Raw genomic sequence first — 17,366 nt, 5'->3', positions numbered from 1 at the left:
ACTTGCATACTTATCTAAAAATAAGTTACTAAATACTCACGTATTTCAATGATACAATCTTAGCTTTGATAAATCAAGTATTATTCTGAGATTGATTTAGATTTTAAATCTTTCAATTGCTGATTCAGCTGTGCAATTTCTTGATCTTTTTTCTTAAGCTGAGATTCATATTTCTTACTTAATTCATTTTTTTGATTATCTAGTTGGTGCTGCTTTTGCTTAACTTCCTTACTATTGCCTAATAGCATTGTAATCACTGCGCCTAATAAGATCATTATAATTAAAATAATAATCAATGGCATTTTAGGTTGAAAAAAGCCAAAATTAATTGCAACTTGTTTAGTATTCAAGCAGGCAAATATCACTAAAAGTAGAACAATTATTAAGCCACCAACAAATCCTCTTTGCTTCTTCATTGCTTTAATCTCGCTTATTTTCTACTAGCAAACTTCAAACTTGCCCAATCTCCAATAGTAGGAAAAATTTGATAAAGTTTTGCCAAAACTGCCAAACTAATTGGCAAATTCAATTCTCTACGGTTTGAGTCAAAAAAGTGTACTACTTGCCAGGCAACATCATCTGGATCTAACATAAATTCCTGAACATTAGATGCATAATTACCGCTCTTATCTGCAACATTAAAGAAATTAGTATATACAGGTCCAGGGTTAACTGTCATGACTTTAACACCAAACGGCTTAAGTTCTAACCGCAACACATTAGAAAATTGAATAACTGCGGCCTTAGTTGCACTATATGCTGCAGTCTTAGTAGTCGGTACAATACCAGCGATAGAGCCAAAATTAATAACTTGACCATTCTTTTGATCAATCATTACTCTAGCAACTAAGCGGGTAAAATACATTAATCCTAAAACATTAGTTTGGAACATTCCAGTAACAGTTTTAGGACTCATATCCATAAAGTTTTCAAATACACCAAACCCTGCAGCATTAACTAAAAAGTCAATATGCTTTACACTTTTTATAATTTCAGTAAATGTAGATTCAATTTGGTCAGCTTTGCTCATATCAGTTGGGAATATAAAAGCTTCGCTGCCTGAAAGCCTACGCGCTTCTTCCGCTATTTCCTCTAAGCGTTCCTGATTGCGGGCCATTAAAATAACACTAGCGCCACGACTAGCACATTCTAAAGTAATAGAACGACCAATACCGCTAGAAGCACCTGTAATAATTACGACCTTATCTCTTAATGAATTACTCATTTTTTACCCCTTCATTGGTATATTATAGCTATCTAAATCATTAGCAAGACGAGTATTTTTAAAAATGCGTCTTGCTTCTTTTTCTAGTTCACGTCCGCTTTGACCAATATAGCGGGCTGATATATGTGACAGGAACAGCTGGTGTACATGGTGCTTAGTAGCAACTTTAGCAGCATCAACACAAGTTGAGTGAAAATAGCGATGTGCCATCTTAGCATCTTGACCATTAAAAGTAGATTCATGGATTAGTACATCAGCATCTTCAGCAAGTTCACCTATACTTGGTGTAGGTCTAGTGTCATAAATAATTGTCACAATTCTTCCAGGTCTTGGCTTACCCAAGAAATCATGCCCATCTAAAACTTGTCCATCTGATAAAGTAATGGTTTCACCCGCCTTTAATTTTCCTAATAATGGACCATTAGGAACATTATATTTAGCAAGCTTGTCCATCATTAATTCACCTGGACGTGGCTTTTCTACCACCCTAAAACCGTAACTAGGAATACGATGATCTAATCTTGCTGTAAAAACTTGAAAACTGTCATCTTCATAAATTAGACCATTCTCTTTTAAAATAATATATTTAATCGGATATGAAACTTTAGTTCTGGATACCTGCAAAGAAGTCTTAACGAATTGATCAATTCCAGCTGGACCATATATTGTTAACGGTCCACCATCCCCTTGAAATGATCGTGAAGAAAGTAGCCCAGGTAAGCCAAAAATATGATCACCATGATTATGTGAAATAAATATTTTACTAATCTTGCGTGGTCTAATATTAGTATTCAAAATCTGGTGTTGTGTTGCTTCACCGACATCAAACAGCCAGATTTGATTTAATTCATCTAATAATTTTAACGCAACAGATGAAACATTGCGATTCTTTGAAGGTTGACCGGCTCCGGTCCCCAAAAATTGTATTTCCATGAAAACCTACTTCTAATAAAGTCCTTTTTCTACTAATTTTTTGGTTATATAGCTACTATAGTACAATGATCCAACTGGATTTGGATGAGTATGATCACCATAAAACCATTGCGGATGAGCTGCAGCCAACTTGTTCCAGTCAATTACAGTAAAGTTAGGATATTTCTTCTCAGCAGCTTTTAACATATTATTCACGGTAGATTGCCATGCGCGTGTAGGAACGTAAACATTAATCCAGAATACTTTGCGCTTTTTGCCAACAATCTTCATCAAATAATCTAAATCTCTTTCTTGGAATGGACCATTGGTACCTAGTCCCACTAAGACATTCTTATTTAAGGCATTTTGATCCTTATATTGTTTAAAAATCGGCAATGTTTGAATCAATTGGCGTGATACAGCTGCATCAATTATTGATTCTGGCATTAACTTTTTCAGATTTTGACTAGAACCAGCCATAACAGAATCTCCAATTGCTGTAACTGGAATACGTTGGGCCAACTGCAATTGTATTTGATTAATACCATATTTTTGAAACTTTTTGTTTACTGGATGAGTCTTAGCTTTTATTTTAGCCTGGGCCATTATTTTATTTTTAGGTGGCTCAGGCTTTTTATTCTTTTTCTTAGCTTTTTCAATAAGCTTTTTATTATCTTTTAGTTGTTCGTCGCGATTCTTTTTAATTTGCTTAGCAAGGGGAGAGTCGTTGGGATTTTCTACTTTGACAGTTGGAGCTTTAGCGATTCCCATCGTCCCGAAAACTAAGACTAAAATTGCAAAAGCAGTTGAAACTTTTTGAAAAAGATAATTTTTCTGCCAATTAAATGCTTTACTTAAATGATTCTTTATTTTGAACCAGGTCATTTTGCCCCATGGCTTCTCAATTAAACGATAACTTAATTCAGAAACAATCAAAATTAGAACAATCTCAATTACCCGGTACAAAACCACATGGTCCGCTATATCTTTAACCTTATCTTCAAAAAAGATCATTATTGGAAATTGGTATAGATAAATACCATATGATCTTGATCCTATCCAATTAAAGATTGGATTAGTTAAAAGCTTATTCCAAATTGAAGCAGGGTGAGCAATAATTGCTACCAAAATAGTTGTTAAAATAGAGAAAATAAAAATACCACCCTGGTATGGGAAAGCCTGCTGTGGATTAAGAATGGGATTACATGCCATCCATAGCATTCCTACCAGCACAACAGCACCCATGAGATTCAAGACAACCCTATGATGCCTTCCAGTATTTTTATTCAGCTTCCATGTTGGCCAGAAAACTGCCAGCATTGCTCCTAAACCTATTGAGAAAAATCTTGTATCGGTACCATAATAAATACGATTTATGTCAATATTCGGTCTAAATAAGACAGCCATCTCCAGAGCTGAAAACAAGGTTACTGCAGTTAAAATCCACAATCTTGTTTGTTTTTTGGGAACATATTTAACCAAAAGCCAAATTACTAAAGGCCAAACTATATAAAACTGCCCTTCAATTGACATTGTCCAAAGATGAACAAATGGTGATTCATTCGCAGCAAAACGTTCAAAATAACTTTGCCCATTAAATATTTGCCAAATATTAAAAACATTGAATATATTAGCTGTAACTATTTGATTTAATTTTACTAATAAGTTTTGTTGGAATAAAAAGATATACGCACTACATAGCCATAGCAAGGTAATCATTTGGGGATATAGCTTTTTTATTCGTCTAATATAAAAGTTCTTCGCATCATATACACCCCTATCTTCATAAGAGTGGAACATATGATCAGTGACTAAATATCCCGATAAAACAAGGAATATAGGTACTCCTAAATAGCCTCCCACGAATCTATCTGGATCCAAGTGGTATAAAATAACTCCTATTACAGCTAGAGCTCTCAATCCAGCATAACCTGTAATAAAGCGATTATGTTTTTTCAAAAGTAATTACCCCAAATATTAAATTTTAATTATTCAACAAATTCGAAAGTTAAATCACCAATATTGACTTCATCGCCCTCACTAGCACCTTTAGCTCTTAAGGCTTCATCAACACCCATATTTTTCATCTTACGCGCCAAAAGCATAATTCCATCAGTATGGTCTAAATTAGTCATTTGAACCAATCGTTCAAGTCTTTCACCAGTAACTGTGTAAGAATTCTCGCCTGTCTTCGTTACTACAAAACTATTGTCAGGCTTTCTATAGATATATTCTTTTTCTTTATCTTCAGTTAATTTTGGCTTCTCAGCTTCTTGTCTTGCAGCTTCATCAACTAAATCAGCTGCTGCTCTCATCAATTCAGTAACACCTTGATGAGTGACACTAGAAATTGGGTAAACAACCTTATCTCCTAACTTAGACTTAAAGTCAGCTAATTTTTTGTCACTGTCGAGAATATCCATTTGAGTAGCAACAATTAATTCTTTTTTAGTAGTTAAATCCTCGGTGTAGTTAGCTAATTCCTTTTTTATAGTTTGATAATCATCATAAGCATCTCGTCCATTATTAGGATCCATTGACACCATATGCAAAATCACCTTAGTTCTTTCAACATGTCGCAAGAACTTAACTCCTAAGCCAACACCTTGAGAAGCTCCCTCTATTAATCCTGGTAAATCAGCCATTGAGAAATCTCGCCCATCAGGTAAAACGACCATCCCTAAATTAGGAGTTAATGTCGTAAACTGGTAAGCAGCGATTTTAGGCTTGGCCTTAGTTACAACAGATAATAAAGTTGACTTACCTACTGAAGGAAAGCCTACTAAACCAACATCAGCTAAAACTTTAAGCTCCAAGCGTAATGTTCTAAATTCTCCAGGTTCGCCATTTTCAGCAATTTCAGGTGCAGTTCTGGTAGATGTAGCGAAGTGAATATTACCACGTCCACCACGTCCACCATGAGCAACAATTAATTCTTGACCATTTTCAACTAAGTCGCCTAATAGCTCACCACTATTAAAATCATAAACCGAAGTACCCATGGGAACTTTCAAATAGACGTCTTTAGCGCCTTTACCATATTGTGACTTAATTCGTCCATTTTCTCCATTATCAGCTTTAAATTTTCTTCTAAAACGAAAGTCCATTAAGGTTCTGAGTCCGGAATCAGCTACTAGGATAATACTTCCGCCTCTTCCGCCATCACCACCTGCAGGCCCGCCAAGTGGGACATACTTTTCATGGCGAAAAGCTACAGCACCGTCGCCACCTTTTCCTGCTTGTACGTCAATTTTTGTTTGATCAACAAACATTATTTCTCCTCCTCTTTTATGAGAGATATCTTTTCTATGATACCACATCATGCACTTTAATAAGTTTCAGATAATAATAAATTTATAATGTTAACTTTACTGTTTGTGCTTGTGGCAAAGTTAATCCTGCTCTTCTTAAATCTTCAACAGATGCTTCTTTAATTTTCTTTAATGATCCAAATTGACGAAGTAATTTATTACGCGACTTAGGTCCAATTCCCTTAATCTCGTCTAACTTACTAGAAAGAGCATTCTTGGCATGAGTTTTACGGTGAAATGTAATAGCAAATCGGTGAACTTCATCCTGAACCCTCGTCATTAAATAAAATCCTTCAGACTTAGGATCCATTGGAATTAATCGTAACTCTTCCCCTTTAGTAGGATCGCCAAACAGCAAGTGATTAGTTCTATGGTGGTCGTCTTTAACCATACCCGCTACAGGAATATCAACATTTAATTCATTTCTTAAGACATCTAGACAAGCTTCAACCTGAATTTGACCACCATCCATTAAAATTAAGTCAGGCAACCGCTTATGTTCTTTCAATAGTCGACTATAACGTCGGCGAACAACCTCACGAGTATTGCCAACTTCATCAGCACCATTTTGGTGTTCAACCTCACCTTTTAATTTATATTTTCGATATTCATTTTTGTCAGGTTCACCATCAGTGAAGACTACCAAAGCAGAAACAGGATCTACTCCTTGAATATGTGAATGGTCAAAACTCTCAATTCGATGTCCATAAGGCAAGCCAAGTGCATCAAATATTTCTTTTTGGGCACCTTTAGTTTTGCGGTTCCCTAATTCTAATAATCTAAATTTTTCGTTTAGTTTTAGTTGAGCATTATCTTTAGCCATTTTAAGCAGCGACTTCTTTTGACCACGTTGTGGTGTCCTCACTGGAACCTTCAATACCTCACTTAAGGAATCATTGTCAATTCCCTCAGGTACTAATACTTCTTTAGGTAAGACGCGGTTTCGCTGATTGTAAAATTGAGCGATAAAAGATACAAATTCATCTTCTGGATCAGTTACATCAGTTAACGGAAACATTCGTGTTTCTCTTCTTAATAATTTAGCTTGACGCAAGAAGAAGATTTGAATTGAGATCCATGATTTATCAACATAAAAGTTAAAAATATCCCGTTGAGTATGGTCATTAGAAATAATTTTTTGCTTTTCAACAGTTTGCTCAATGTATCTCAATTGATCTCTGACTTCAGCAGCCCGTTCAAATTCTAATTGTTCAGAAGCCAGCATCATCCTATTTGTTAAATCTCTTTTAGCTTGGGTAATATCACCATTTAGAAAGCTTTTTATCTTCTTAATTTGTTCATCATATTCAGACTTAGGAACTTCTTTAAAACAAGCTCCCAAACATTGTCCCATATGGTAATACAGACATGGACGACCTTGCTTGCCATGACATCTTCGCAGTGGCCAAACTTTTTGAATAAATTTTAAAGTAGCTTGAGCTGCATAAACATTAGGATACGGACCAAAGTAATATCCTCCATCTTTTTTGACAATAGAAGTTAATTTTGTTTGCGGATCGCGCTCATTCGTAATTTCAATATAAGGATAACCTGTTCCTTGCTTGAGTTGAACATTGTAATATGGTTGATACTTTTTTATCAGAGTAATTTCAAGTAAGAATGATTCCTTATCTGATGAAACAGTAATAATATCAAAATCACGGATTTCTCTGACAAGTTCTGCTCTGCGTCCTACTTGTTTACTTTTAAAATAAGATCTAACACGATTTTTTAGATTTTTAGATTTTCCTACATAAATAATATTGCCATTAATATCCTTCATTAAATAACATCCTGGCTTACTTGGTAGAAGTTTTAATTTATTTTCGATATATTCCGTTGCCAAATTTTCATCTTCTTCCTATCAATTATCTCAACAAAATAGTTTATCACGAATTTAAAACTTTTTATTTTTTTAAAGCCTCTTTCTTAAGGTTAACTAAACATACCATTTCCTTTAGAATATAATTATATCCTCTATGAAGAAAGGTCGAATTAGGTGAATTAAGCAATGACGATTTGGTTAACTGAGCTAATTGAGCAATTTGGATATTTAGCAATAATTTTCTTAATTACTTTAGAAAATATTTTTCCTCCAATTCCTTCAGAAGCGGTTTTAACTTTAGGAGGCTTTTTAACAACTAGAACTTCCCTTACTCTTGTGGGGACAATTGTAAGTTCAACTCTAGGCTCAGTTATTGGAGCAATAGTTTTATTTTCTATTAGTCGTAAGCTCACAATATATCGTTTAGAAAAGTTATTGAATACAAAATTATTTAAACTACTAGGCTTTAAAAAAGAAGACGCTCAAAAATCTATCAATTGGTTTAATAAATATGGTGTAGGAGCCATCTTTTATGGTAGATGTATTCCAGTAATTAGAAGTTTAATCTCTATCCCAGCAGGTATTGCTCATACTAGCTGGAAAAAATTTCTAGTCTTGACTACTTTAGGTAGCTTTCTTTGGAATCTAATTTTAATCGGTCTGGGCGCCTATATGGGTCAAAAGTGGCATATTGTAGTAAAAATTTTTGACGATTATACTTTAATAATTATTATAATAGCCATTATTATTTTAGCTTATTTTTGTTATAAATGGTATCACACCCGCCTTAGGCGCTGATTTTATTGATAGAGCTTTTGCTATGCAGAAGTTCTATTTTTTGTTATAATATTTTTGTAAAAGTAACACCTATATATTAGGTAAGGAGAATACCAGATGTACGATTTCCCTTATATTAACAATTTTAACGATTGGTGCTCTACTCGACACTTACAAGCTCAAACTATTCAATCAATTAATCAGTCTGTTAATTACTTTTGGAATTACTATTTAACCAATGCTAATCACACTCCTAATCTTGATGAGTTAAGTAGTCAAGATATCCGGAGTTTTTTAGTTAATTTAGAAGTTAATGAAAATCGCTCCGTCCAAACGCTAAATAAGTATATTACACATCTTAAAAAATATTTTTCTTTTCTTTACGATCATAAATTAATGCCTAATTATGTACTCACTGACATTAAAGGTCACACATTTGATCGTACACCTCGTTTTTGCCTAGATTGGATTGATAGCCTAGATAAAATTATTGCCAATGAAAAAGTCAGCCTCGACACCAAAAAGTTATTAATTTTAATAGCTTATGGTTTTGAACCTAATAAACTATTAGGACTAACCATTGCTGACGTTCAAGGTAAGATAAATAAAAAAACTTATATAGATATTTTATCTACGCCAGCTTTGCCAAATTTACCACAATTAATTTTTCACACTAAAAAAGGCCGCCCTTTAAGCGCCCTTCCATCACTAAGTAGAAGAATTTTAGCAGATCGAGACACATTAAATCTCGACCTAACTCCAGGAAAATTACGTTTATCCTACATATACCGACTAGTCAACGATTCATCCTTATCTGATGATGATCTTACCAACTTAATTCATTGCAATCGCAAGACGATTACTTATTACCGTGACCAAGCCACTAAAGCTTCATTTATTAAATTTAAGCCTAACTTCTAAACTGCAAAAATCTATAAATTACTCTATAATTAAATAAGATCACAGCTAGAAAGGAATTAATACAATGGGATTAACTTTTAAAAAGAATGATGAATTAGAAAAAGTTCTTGATAAATTTGCTATCTTTCCAGATGATCCGAAAGAAAAAAGCAAGAAAAAACCTGAAAAAGACAAGAAAGAGGACGATAAATAATCCTCATTTCTTCACTTTAAAAAAGCTGTTTAAATACAGCTTTTTTTATTTTTCAAATTTAAACTTATTAAATACGGTTGCCACTAATCCCACAAAAACTGTCATAACTCCGCCAATAATAACTAAATTAGATTGCTTAGCTTGGGTACGTGGTAGTTCAGTATTATTTGGTGCAACGGTATTAGAAATCTGATCATTCTTAGTAGTTGTCTCTTGCTTTCCCTCATTAGGCTTGTTATAGACCGTTTTTACATTTTTAACAATTACTTGATCATTGGCATTATTAGTTGCTGCATCTGATGAAGCATCTGTAGATTCTGTTTGAGATTCAGAATTACTTTCATTCTTTTCACTAGACTTAACAGCAGAGAGGGCTGCTTTATTTTTAGCATCAGCTTGTTCTTGAGCAGCAGCGGTTGCTTTCTTTAGTTCGGAAGTATTAATCTCTGACTTCTGGTTAGGAGCATCTTCACTAGAATCTGCCTTTACAGTCACATAAACTGCTATAACAGAAGCAGACTTATCAGGAAAAGTAACAATAATTGTCCCGTAGCTTTTACCTACTTGATTAATTTCAGGTTGCTTGTGCCAATATGCAGTAGTGCCTGCAGGTAAGCTAGTCCAATTAGATACACCACTTTCAGCTGCAGGCAACTCTCCCTTATCAGTAGTTAATTCAGCAGCTACTAATGGATAGTTATAAGCTTGCAAATCTTGGTGTTCCTTCAGTCCCTCTTGATATTCTTGGCTCTTGTTGTCACTTGGTGAATCAGCATAAACAGTATTGCTAATTAAACCAACTGCTATGGTAGAAACTCCCAATACAGTCATTATCTTTTTGAGATTTGAGTTAGCCTTTTTAGTCATCTTTTTATATCTCCCTAGGTAGGCGTCAAAATAAAATCCTACTGTTATTAATATTAAGTTATCACTAACTATTATAAGATATTTTACAAAAAGGTTACATATAAATTACAAAAAAATTTAGATTAATTTTTTAAATACGTTAAAGCAATTTGAAGCTGAGCTAAATCATTTAAAGCTTGTGGTATTTCATCTTCATTCTCTACTTCGCAAAAGATTTCACCAGAGTCATCATCAAATTCAAATCCTGATCCTATAACTACATCGCCAGCATCAGAATAAAAGTCAAGATCTTCTTGGTTAGGATCTAATTTAAATAATAAGTAACTATCGTCACTAATACGCCAATAACCATCGATCTTCTCAATCCAGCAATAAATCATATCTCCGTATGCACCAATTAATGGCGTTGCAACTTCAATATCATCTCCTGCCTCAATGAACTCTAAGTTATTACTTAGCCAGTCCATGCTTTTTTGCTTTAATTCGTTAATTTTTCGATTCATTTTTTCACCCTTTCAAAAAAAGAAGAGCCTACACTCTTCTTCTCTTAAATTATGCCACTAAAGCATAGTAACATAATTATCATGACCAATAAGCTTGCAATTATTGGGATAAATTGGCTATTTTCTTTTGCTTTTAATAATTGCTCATAAATCTTTTGTTCATGTGTAACTTTCTTAGAGAACTCGTTAATTTCTGGCTGCGTCTTTCGGATAATGCTTTCTTTTTGAGATTGCAATTTTGCATAATCCTTGATCGCCTTTTGAATATCATTCATTGCCATTGCCATCTCCTAAATAATAGCATCAGTAAAGCTATAATTTCGCCCACTCAATTGCTTTTTAAAGTAATGACGAGCTTGCTTATAGCCAATGTTTACCTGCTTAAGCTCATTGATAGCATCCTGTTGTACCTTCAAATCATTAATTTCATGCTTCAATTCAATTAAGTGATCTAGGCAATCATTCATAATCTCTAATTGCTTAGTTAGCTCCACAACCTGATTTAAAGTAAAGTCGATGTTTTGATTGCTTAATTCGCCTTTCCAAAACATCAAATTACCGGCATGTCCTTTGCTTGGCATCTTCTTATTATTAGTTATCAGTGCCTTACCAACTGCATTAACCTCTTCATCAGTTAATGAAACAGGAGCATCACTTTTTACACCACTAGAAATTACTAATTGTAAGTCATCTAACCTTAGAACATGTGCTCCATGATTGGTATAAATTTCACTATTTTTAAAGGTGAAATTCTGTGAACTACGACCGATGAAGACCACTAGATTATGTACTAAATACTGTCCAGCTGGCTTTTCTAATAATTTTTGAACTATTGGATCATCTGTATTTTTTAGCACATAATCAATCGCATCACGGTGTTTAGCAATTTGGCTACTGATCTCTTGATAACCATTGGTTACATTATAAGTACGTGAATTAATCGTCCTGGCCTTAGTTTCAATACAAAAAATTCCTTTATTAGATACTACCAAATTATCAATTTGGTTACTGTCGAGATTGCTCTCGCCTTTATCATACGGATATGGCAAAACAATATTATGACCAATAAATTTATTCTGACCGATTTCACGCAGCTTTTGGTCAACCATTAATTCTGCTGTTTCACCTGCGTACTTGTTGGCTAGTGAAGATAAATCATGCTCTGTTAGATTAGCAATTTTAGTCGGAACTTCAATTTGAAGATTTTTATAGGCTGTTTTTCTTAATTTATTTAAATGTTCTAGTTGAACATTTAATTTTTGATATAGCTTATTAATTTTAGCTAATCCCGGCAAATTGTCACGCGAAAGATCATTACTATGCTTAATATCAAAATATTTACGCCCAGCTTTTTCAGCAGTCAACAATGACTGCAAAGCTAAGTCATCCCTAAACCAGCTACCATCTTGATCTTTGCGCAAGAACCAATTTTTATCTTGTCTTTGCAAATTTTTAATCACTGCTAACTGGTGGCGTACTTTATTTTTCAATTGTTGGTAGTACCAATCTTTTGATTGCAGCTGCGCAGTTACTGTTTCAAGTGCTGGAAGATTATTAAGATCAAGCTGACCAGCATAGTTAGAATGATAATCAAACTTAGGTGGCGTTTCTCTAAAGTCAGCCTTAGTATAAGTATCCGGTGTTAAAAATTGCCAATACTGTAAAATTTGCCCATTTTTATCATAAATCAATTGATAGCGTAAACGCTGCTGACTATCAAATACTTTTCTAATTACTAAGATTTCATCTTGATGGCGACTATTCAACTCATAAGTTTGAACAGTTAAATTTTTATCATTTTCAAAATCATAGCTATAATGATGACTTCTTAGCTGATCTATTAAATCGTTTTCTTGATTAGTTATCTTATTTAATTGTTGGCTTTGATTATTTTTTAAAGTGGTAAGTTGCCCGCTGAGCTCATTAAGCTGTTCTTTTTGTTCTGAAAGTTGGCTCTTATCTTTAACTAAATAAGCAACAGCAAAATAGACTACGCACCCAACTATTATTGTCAAGACATCAACTAAAAATGTATTTTTAAGGAATAAAAGTAGGGTAACTAAGCCTAATACAACGATCACTTTCCAGCCATTGAGTGATCTTATTAGTTTCATTGATTTTAATTCTTTCTATTTAGAATAATAGATGACTAATTTAAGTATTTATAAGAATTATAGCAATAAGTTGTTCAAACTACCAAATTTCATTTTTTAAATAACATCCATATTTACTACCTCCTATTTTAGCTAATGCAATCTTATTATCAATATATTATTCATAATTTTGATTTTTGCCGGCCTTAATGACAAACTTGTTAAGCTTATTCGCACTTGTCATTTCTTGTCTTACATTGTACCAGTTATGATCTTTAGGATTATAAAAGTTGAAATTTTGTCCAAATACTAACTTAAAATTACTTTTAGTTAATTTTTTATTAGTAAAACGCAAGTTCTTATTACTCGTAATATTTTGTAAGCAGAAAATGATATCTCCTGGATCTAAGAGAATATTATTTGAATAATAATCAACTTGAATAATGCTTTTCTTTTTATTAACTAGATAGTGAATTGCTGGATTACTAGTATTTACTATCCCTGCATTAGATGACTTTACTAATGATAAGTTAAGCTTTTGCCCAGGTAACATTTTGCTTTGCTTATTAACAATAGCTTTGTATCTTAACGATTTATTTTTGATATTAATTACATCAATGGTTTTATTCGGATCTTGCAGTACTAAATGAAAGTTAGCTTGCGTTGGTTGTAAATGTAAGACAATATGATTGAATTCATTTGGCTCAACATTTATAGTCTGGAATTTATGTAAAAAGGCTCTACCCTTTCCTGTAAAAAGCTCAATTTTACTTTCTCGTAACCCTTTTAAGGTTAAAACATAAGAGCCCGTCTTATTAGTTTGAAACTCATAACTCTCATTATTGAATTGTTTTTGTGAACCTATAATCTCGAAATAATTAGAATGAGTATTAGAATTTTGCGATGGTTGGACGACTTCTTTAGCAATCGAAATTGCACGCACAGTGTTAAAAGCTTCATATCCAGCCCCTACAAGTAAGACAACACTTAAAGCAAAAAAGCCTAAGCTTAGCTTGCGGCGCTTATAGTAATGTTTCTTACCAAAGAAATAAGTGATCGCACAGATTATGACTAAAATTAAAAAAATACCCATATAAATATAAGCTTGCGTTCTGTATGGTAATGTTTTCATGTTGTAACTTCCTTACTATTATTAAACAATTATACCAGTTAAAATCAACATAAAAACATCCCAATTTATAAGTTAGGATGCTTAATTTTTCTTAAATTAATGTAGTATTTAGTCAATAAATAAGTCTAAATCTTCATCATTATTGTCAAATTTAATATTTTTACGTAAATATTTCTTAATTAAACTTTTAGTAGTTGGATAAGCCGCTATTAGCTTTCCTCCGGACTTAATATATAGAATATGTCTTTTAACAAATAGCTCTTCACGAGCTTTTTGCTTATCAAGCAGGTCATAAATCAATAAACCGATATTCTTGTTCTTATTAATAATCTTACCTTCCAAAGCGTTTGGATATTTATTCTGCAATTCATGCAAATTTTTATTACCTTTACCACGGCGATAATACTTATCAATTTCTTGACTATCAAAGATCATCGAATTACGAACTAAATGACCTGTTATTACAATCTTTTCCATTACCTGCTTATCTTGGATATTATTATAATAATACCAGGTGCCACGTAATTGCTTAGGAATCGTAATTAATCTTAAATTTGCTATTTTTAAGTTATTGCTTTGCTTAGAAAGCTTAGCAGCAATATCTAGATTATTAGAAATATTTTGCCAATCAACACGATCGCTACTATCTAAACTATGATACATCTTGTCAATATTGACTTGGGTCAGCTTTTCCTTACTATCAGCCATTAGTAGTTTAGAATTAAAATTAATTTGATTACTATTAACTTCAAAAGCTACACGATCATTAATAACATAGACTAAATTATTTTTTTGAGCTGTCAAATTGAAATCTTTAAAGTGATACTGGCGATACTTCTTAATTAATAAGCCATCATGCTTGCCAAGATAATATACTTTTCTCCAATCGGAATCTTGATTATCAATTTTATGCATATAAATGACCACCAAGCCAACTACCTGCTTTAAAGTTAAATTTTTTATTTTCTTTGATGCAGATGGTCTCTGTTTACTAACCTTGCTAATCTTAGGTGGTTCAGATACAGCTTTTTGTGTTTTAGTAAGATAGACAGCAGTGATTGCAACCGCGATTAAAATTAGAATGATACTTAAGACAACAATTATCTTTTGAATATGCTTTTCTTGTTTAAATTGCGTTCGTTTCATTTTTTAATTTCCTTTATCAAACAAACGTAGGCTAATCAATAAGTTTTTTATTCTACCCAAAAATCGTCAGCTAAAAACTGGCGACTTAATGCAATCTATTATTTCTGTAAGCGTTTAAGTGCACGATTTAAATATTTAGCAATTGCCTGCTCCACTACAGTTGCCTTCTTGATGCTTACTAGTTGTTGGTAATAATCTTGTAATTCTTTAAGCTTTTCCCGATTATTAATATATTTTAATGTATCACTTTGAAACTTTAGAAATTCACGTCGCTGATCCAAAGTCATCTTATCATCATCTTGTTGGATCTTGTCAGTCTCAAAACTAAAATTATTAATTTCCTGGACTACATCAGGATGTTCCTGTTCCCACTTAGCCTGCGTAGTCCCCAATTGCAAGCCTTCAAATCGATCAATGGCAAGATTTCTTTCTTCAGTGGTTAAATATGGATTACTATTAATTCGCTCCAAACCTAATGATGTCTTAATTAAGTGCCCTGGCTCAAAGTCATCAGCACTATGCGCTTCAGGAATCCAAGTGATAGTATAGCCTTTTAACTTCTTTCCTCGACGGGCTTTAACGTAATTTTTACTAATATTAAATTTAGAAAGCAGTGGTGCCAGTTCCTGTTTAGCAACACTAATAATTCGTTTATCGATATGACTGGTCCGATAGCTCTTGGGAATATCAAGCTTAGTGCGAAAATCTTCCAAACTTATTGTACGCTTGCCCACAGTACGAAATTGCTTAACTAATCTAAAAATTGTTTTGGAGTAAGTACTATCCAAATGAGTAAATTGCTGCAATGAAAAACGAGTCCAATTCTTCAAGTCATTAAACAACCCCTTAAACTTAGGATTAACCGCGACCTTCAAAAGTTGTTCATCACGGATAATAGTATACTCATTAAACAAAACAAACTTGGTATAGGTATTACCATCATCAGTATAAGCGTTTAATCCCAACAACTTATCAGAAACTGCTTGTAAGTATAGGGCAAAATTTTCATGTTTACTATAATTACTAATTTGCTTAAGGTAATCAAAACTTAGAACTACTTCGTTTTGATCTTTATCGCGGACCCGCGAAAAAATTGCAAATAAAATATTCATTTCAGCAGCATTAAATTTGCGTAGCGGAATATCATTCAACCTATTTTGATATTTTACAATTTCATTTGCCATAGAAGTAACTCACTTTCAAATTCTTATTTCACTCTAGCAAACAAAATTTATAAATGCAACATTATTTTTTAGATGTTGCATTTATTAGTATTATCCTGAAATGTGTCACTTTTAAAAAGCTAAAAATATTCGTCCCTTATGCCTAAAATCAGGCATATCCCGATTTGTGTCACTTATCGCCCCATTTGTTGCATTTATTAAAAAATACTTTTCCTTCTTCAGTTTGCCCCAAATGTGTCACTTTTAGTTCATTAGCGAATTATCAAGCATTCTAACAATATCCCCAAATATTGCATTTATTATTACCTATCCTAATTTGTGTCATTTATCAGCCTGAAATGTGTCACTTATTTACATGATATGTTGCACTTATAATCCCTAAATGTTGCATTTATCGCCCCATTTGTTGCATTTATAGTTAGATCCAGCTTACAGCTTCAAGACTTCTAGAAATGCTAAAGAATCTTATTAAAGAGGCTGTTAAATAATTAATTAAAGAACTATATAAAAAGGTCCCACCTTTGTGCGACCCAAAAAATTAATTATTATCTTTAATTTGTGTCTGTGAAGCTAATAGGAGCGACTTTAAATTAGCTGAAGGATACTTCAAATCATTACTATCTAAAACTCCTAACTGATTATCACTACGGTACAATGCCTTCTCTATATCAAGTTGAATATTAGAATCAGCTAAGGCATATTGGAAGGCTCGTTTAGCATGTAAGCTATCCAGAATATCTAAAATTCCCCGACTAGTATCTTGCTTAAATGCGACTACAATATCCAGTCCCTTGACTGCTTGAGGGATAGTTTGCTGATCTTCATTAGTTAAAAGTTTAACTTTACCATTATGAGCAACTATAACCTTGTACGCATCTTGCGATACTCCCTCTTGAGCACAAACCACCCCTACCAACTTCTTGTTTAGATTAAAATCTATTTGTGGTACATATAAAGTATTATCTTGACTAGATTTTTTCCGTTTCTTGCCTGTATTCTTATTATTAACTGTCTTAGAATCTTTTATAAATTTTACCTTTGTTTTAGGCTTATTGGCTAACAGTCGCTCCAACTTTTTCTTAGTTTGTTTATCTTGCTTAAGCAATTCCTTATCCTCAATTACTGAATTATCAAACATTTTAACAATTAGTTTCAATGCAACCATGCTTTGCTTAAGCGATAAGTCATTATCTTGGGTTGACCTCATTAAATTAATAATATCTGTGCGATAATCGTACATTATTTCATCCCTCTATCAATTATTCTTTGTTAATCAT

At 33.1% G+C, this 17,366-nt stretch carries 17 protein-coding genes; 3 read left to right on the top strand and 14 right to left on the bottom strand.

Annotated elements, in window-relative coordinates; all coding sequences use genetic code 11:
* Positions 1 to 80 precede the first annotated feature (80 nt).
* From J2Z60_RS05640 to uvrC, 6 genes are all read right to left on the bottom strand, one after another.
* Positions 81 to 416, bottom strand: a complete 336-nt coding sequence (locus J2Z60_RS05640) for a lipopolysaccharide assembly protein LapA domain-containing protein (protein ID WP_209686708.1) — start codon at positions 414 to 416, stop codon at positions 81 to 83.
* A gap of 14 nt (positions 417 to 430) precedes the next feature.
* Positions 431 to 1,225 (bottom strand): SDR family NAD(P)-dependent oxidoreductase, encoded by a 795-nt coding sequence (locus J2Z60_RS05635; protein WP_209686707.1) that lies wholly within the window; start codon positions 1,223 to 1,225, stop codon positions 431 to 433.
* A 3-nt stretch (positions 1,226 to 1,228) separates the two neighbouring features.
* Complete coding sequence (rnz, locus tag J2Z60_RS05630) at positions 1,229 to 2,158, bottom strand: ribonuclease Z (RefSeq protein ID WP_209686706.1); 930 nt, start codon at positions 2,156 to 2,158, stop codon at positions 1,229 to 1,231.
* Positions 2,159 to 2,170: 12 nt separating this feature from the next.
* The gene (locus J2Z60_RS05625; RefSeq protein WP_209686705.1) at positions 2,171 to 4,096 is read right to left on the bottom strand and encodes an acyltransferase family protein; all 1,926 of its coding nucleotides are present in this window, start codon (positions 4,094 to 4,096) and stop codon (positions 2,171 to 2,173) included.
* 29 nt (positions 4,097 to 4,125) lie between these two features.
* Positions 4,126 to 5,409: a GTPase ObgE gene (obgE, locus tag J2Z60_RS05620; protein WP_209686704.1), complete on the bottom strand. Its 1,284-nt coding sequence runs from the start codon at positions 5,407 to 5,409 to the stop codon at positions 4,126 to 4,128.
* Positions 5,410 to 5,491: 82 nt separating this feature from the next.
* A complete protein-coding gene (gene uvrC / locus J2Z60_RS05615; protein ID WP_209686703.1) occupies positions 5,492 to 7,294 on the bottom strand; it encodes an excinuclease ABC subunit UvrC in 1,803 nt (600 codons plus the stop codon).
* 165 nt (positions 7,295 to 7,459) lie between these two features.
* On the opposite strand from uvrC, the gene J2Z60_RS05610 reads away from it, so the two are divergent.
* The 3 genes from J2Z60_RS05610 (at position 7,460) to J2Z60_RS11005 (ending at position 9,164) form a co-directional block, all read left to right on the top strand.
* On the top strand, positions 7,460 to 8,071 hold the full coding sequence (locus tag J2Z60_RS05610; protein WP_209686702.1) for a DedA family protein: 612 nt from the start codon (positions 7,460 to 7,462) through the stop codon (positions 8,069 to 8,071).
* Positions 8,072 to 8,167: 96 nt separating this feature from the next.
* A complete protein-coding gene (locus J2Z60_RS05605) occupies positions 8,168 to 8,971 on the top strand; it encodes a site-specific integrase (protein WP_209686701.1) in 804 nt (267 codons plus the stop codon).
* Positions 8,972 to 9,035: 64 nt separating this feature from the next.
* On the top strand, positions 9,036 to 9,164 hold the full coding sequence (locus J2Z60_RS11005) for an SPJ_0845 family protein (protein ID WP_281063419.1): 129 nt from the start codon (positions 9,036 to 9,038) through the stop codon (positions 9,162 to 9,164).
* A 45-nt stretch (positions 9,165 to 9,209) separates the two neighbouring features.
* Here the strand turns inward: J2Z60_RS11005 and J2Z60_RS05600 are convergent, their stop codons facing one another.
* The 8 genes from J2Z60_RS05600 to J2Z60_RS05565 all read right to left on the bottom strand — a co-directional run bounded on the left by J2Z60_RS05600 (position 9,210) and on the right by J2Z60_RS05565 (position 17,329).
* Complete coding sequence (locus tag J2Z60_RS05600; RefSeq protein ID WP_209686700.1) at positions 9,210 to 10,031, bottom strand: Rib/alpha-like domain-containing protein; 822 nt, start codon at positions 10,029 to 10,031, stop codon at positions 9,210 to 9,212.
* A 122-nt stretch (positions 10,032 to 10,153) separates the two neighbouring features.
* A complete protein-coding gene (locus J2Z60_RS05595) occupies positions 10,154 to 10,534 on the bottom strand; it encodes a DUF1828 domain-containing protein (RefSeq protein WP_209686699.1) in 381 nt (126 codons plus the stop codon).
* Positions 10,535 to 10,578: 44 nt separating this feature from the next.
* Positions 10,579 to 10,815: a hypothetical protein gene (locus tag J2Z60_RS05590; RefSeq protein ID WP_209686698.1), complete on the bottom strand. Its 237-nt coding sequence runs from the start codon at positions 10,813 to 10,815 to the stop codon at positions 10,579 to 10,581.
* Positions 10,816 to 10,824: 9 nt separating this feature from the next.
* Positions 10,825 to 12,648, bottom strand: coding sequence for a nuclease-related domain-containing protein (locus tag J2Z60_RS05585; RefSeq protein ID WP_209686697.1), 1,824 nt, complete (start codon positions 12,646 to 12,648; stop codon positions 10,825 to 10,827).
* A 157-nt stretch (positions 12,649 to 12,805) separates the two neighbouring features.
* Positions 12,806 to 13,759: a hypothetical protein gene (locus tag J2Z60_RS05580; protein WP_209686696.1), complete on the bottom strand. Its 954-nt coding sequence runs from the start codon at positions 13,757 to 13,759 to the stop codon at positions 12,806 to 12,808.
* A 108-nt stretch (positions 13,760 to 13,867) separates the two neighbouring features.
* Positions 13,868 to 14,905 (bottom strand): hypothetical protein, encoded by a 1,038-nt coding sequence (locus tag J2Z60_RS05575; RefSeq protein ID WP_209686695.1) that lies wholly within the window; start codon positions 14,903 to 14,905, stop codon positions 13,868 to 13,870.
* Between the two features lie 98 nt (positions 14,906 to 15,003).
* Positions 15,004 to 16,089 (bottom strand): replication initiation protein, encoded by a 1,086-nt coding sequence (locus J2Z60_RS05570; RefSeq protein WP_209686694.1) that lies wholly within the window; start codon positions 16,087 to 16,089, stop codon positions 15,004 to 15,006.
* Between the two features lie 538 nt (positions 16,090 to 16,627).
* The gene (locus J2Z60_RS05565; protein ID WP_209686693.1) at positions 16,628 to 17,329 is read right to left on the bottom strand and encodes a hypothetical protein; all 702 of its coding nucleotides are present in this window, start codon (positions 17,327 to 17,329) and stop codon (positions 16,628 to 16,630) included.
* Positions 17,330 to 17,366: the final 37 nt, after the last annotated feature.

Source organism: Lactobacillus colini, assembly GCF_017874575.1.
In the GTDB taxonomy this organism is placed as follows: Bacteria; Bacillota; Bacilli; order Lactobacillales; family Lactobacillaceae; genus Lactobacillus; species Lactobacillus colini.
The sequence above is the reverse complement of the archived record's forward strand: the minus strand, read 5'-3'. Positions and strand labels throughout refer to the sequence as shown.

What these genes read in the sequence shown, in the direction of transcription:
- J2Z60_RS05565 (WP_209686693.1), bottom strand. Translation starts at nt 17,329, where the DNA reads ATGTACGATTATCGCACAGATATTATTAATTTAATGAGGTCAACCCAA.
- J2Z60_RS05580 (WP_209686696.1), bottom strand. Translation starts at nt 13,759, where the DNA reads ATGAAAACATTACCATACAGAACGCAAGCTTATATTTATATGGGTATT.
- J2Z60_RS05635 (WP_209686707.1), bottom strand. Translation starts at nt 1,225, where the DNA reads ATGAGTAATTCATTAAGAGATAAGGTCGTAATTATTACAGGTGCTTCT.
- J2Z60_RS05590 (WP_209686698.1), bottom strand. Translation starts at nt 10,815, where the DNA reads ATGGCAATGAATGATATTCAAAAGGCGATCAAGGATTATGCAAAATTG.
- J2Z60_RS05585 (WP_209686697.1), bottom strand. Translation starts at nt 12,648, where the DNA reads ATGAAACTAATAAGATCACTCAATGGCTGGAAAGTGATCGTTGTATTA.
- J2Z60_RS05595 (WP_209686699.1), bottom strand. Translation starts at nt 10,534, where the DNA reads ATGAATCGAAAAATTAACGAATTAAAGCAAAAAAGCATGGACTGGCTA.
- J2Z60_RS05600 (WP_209686700.1), bottom strand. Translation starts at nt 10,031, where the DNA reads ATGACTAAAAAGGCTAACTCAAATCTCAAAAAGATAATGACTGTATTG.
- obgE (WP_209686704.1), bottom strand. Translation starts at nt 5,409, where the DNA reads ATGTTTGTTGATCAAACAAAAATTGACGTACAAGCAGGAAAAGGTGGC.
- J2Z60_RS05640 (WP_209686708.1), bottom strand. Translation starts at nt 416, where the DNA reads ATGAAGAAGCAAAGAGGATTTGTTGGTGGCTTAATAATTGTTCTACTT.
- rnz (WP_209686706.1), bottom strand. Translation starts at nt 2,158, where the DNA reads ATGGAAATACAATTTTTGGGGACCGGAGCCGGTCAACCTTCAAAGAAT.
- J2Z60_RS11005 (WP_281063419.1), top strand. Translation starts at nt 9,036, where the DNA reads ATGGGATTAACTTTTAAAAAGAATGATGAATTAGAAAAAGTTCTTGAT.
- J2Z60_RS05610 (WP_209686702.1), top strand. Translation starts at nt 7,460, where the DNA reads ATGACGATTTGGTTAACTGAGCTAATTGAGCAATTTGGATATTTAGCA.
- J2Z60_RS05570 (WP_209686694.1), bottom strand. Translation starts at nt 16,089, where the DNA reads ATGGCAAATGAAATTGTAAAATATCAAAATAGGTTGAATGATATTCCG.
- J2Z60_RS05605 (WP_209686701.1), top strand. Translation starts at nt 8,168, where the DNA reads ATGTACGATTTCCCTTATATTAACAATTTTAACGATTGGTGCTCTACT.
- J2Z60_RS05575 (WP_209686695.1), bottom strand. Translation starts at nt 14,905, where the DNA reads ATGAAACGAACGCAATTTAAACAAGAAAAGCATATTCAAAAGATAATT.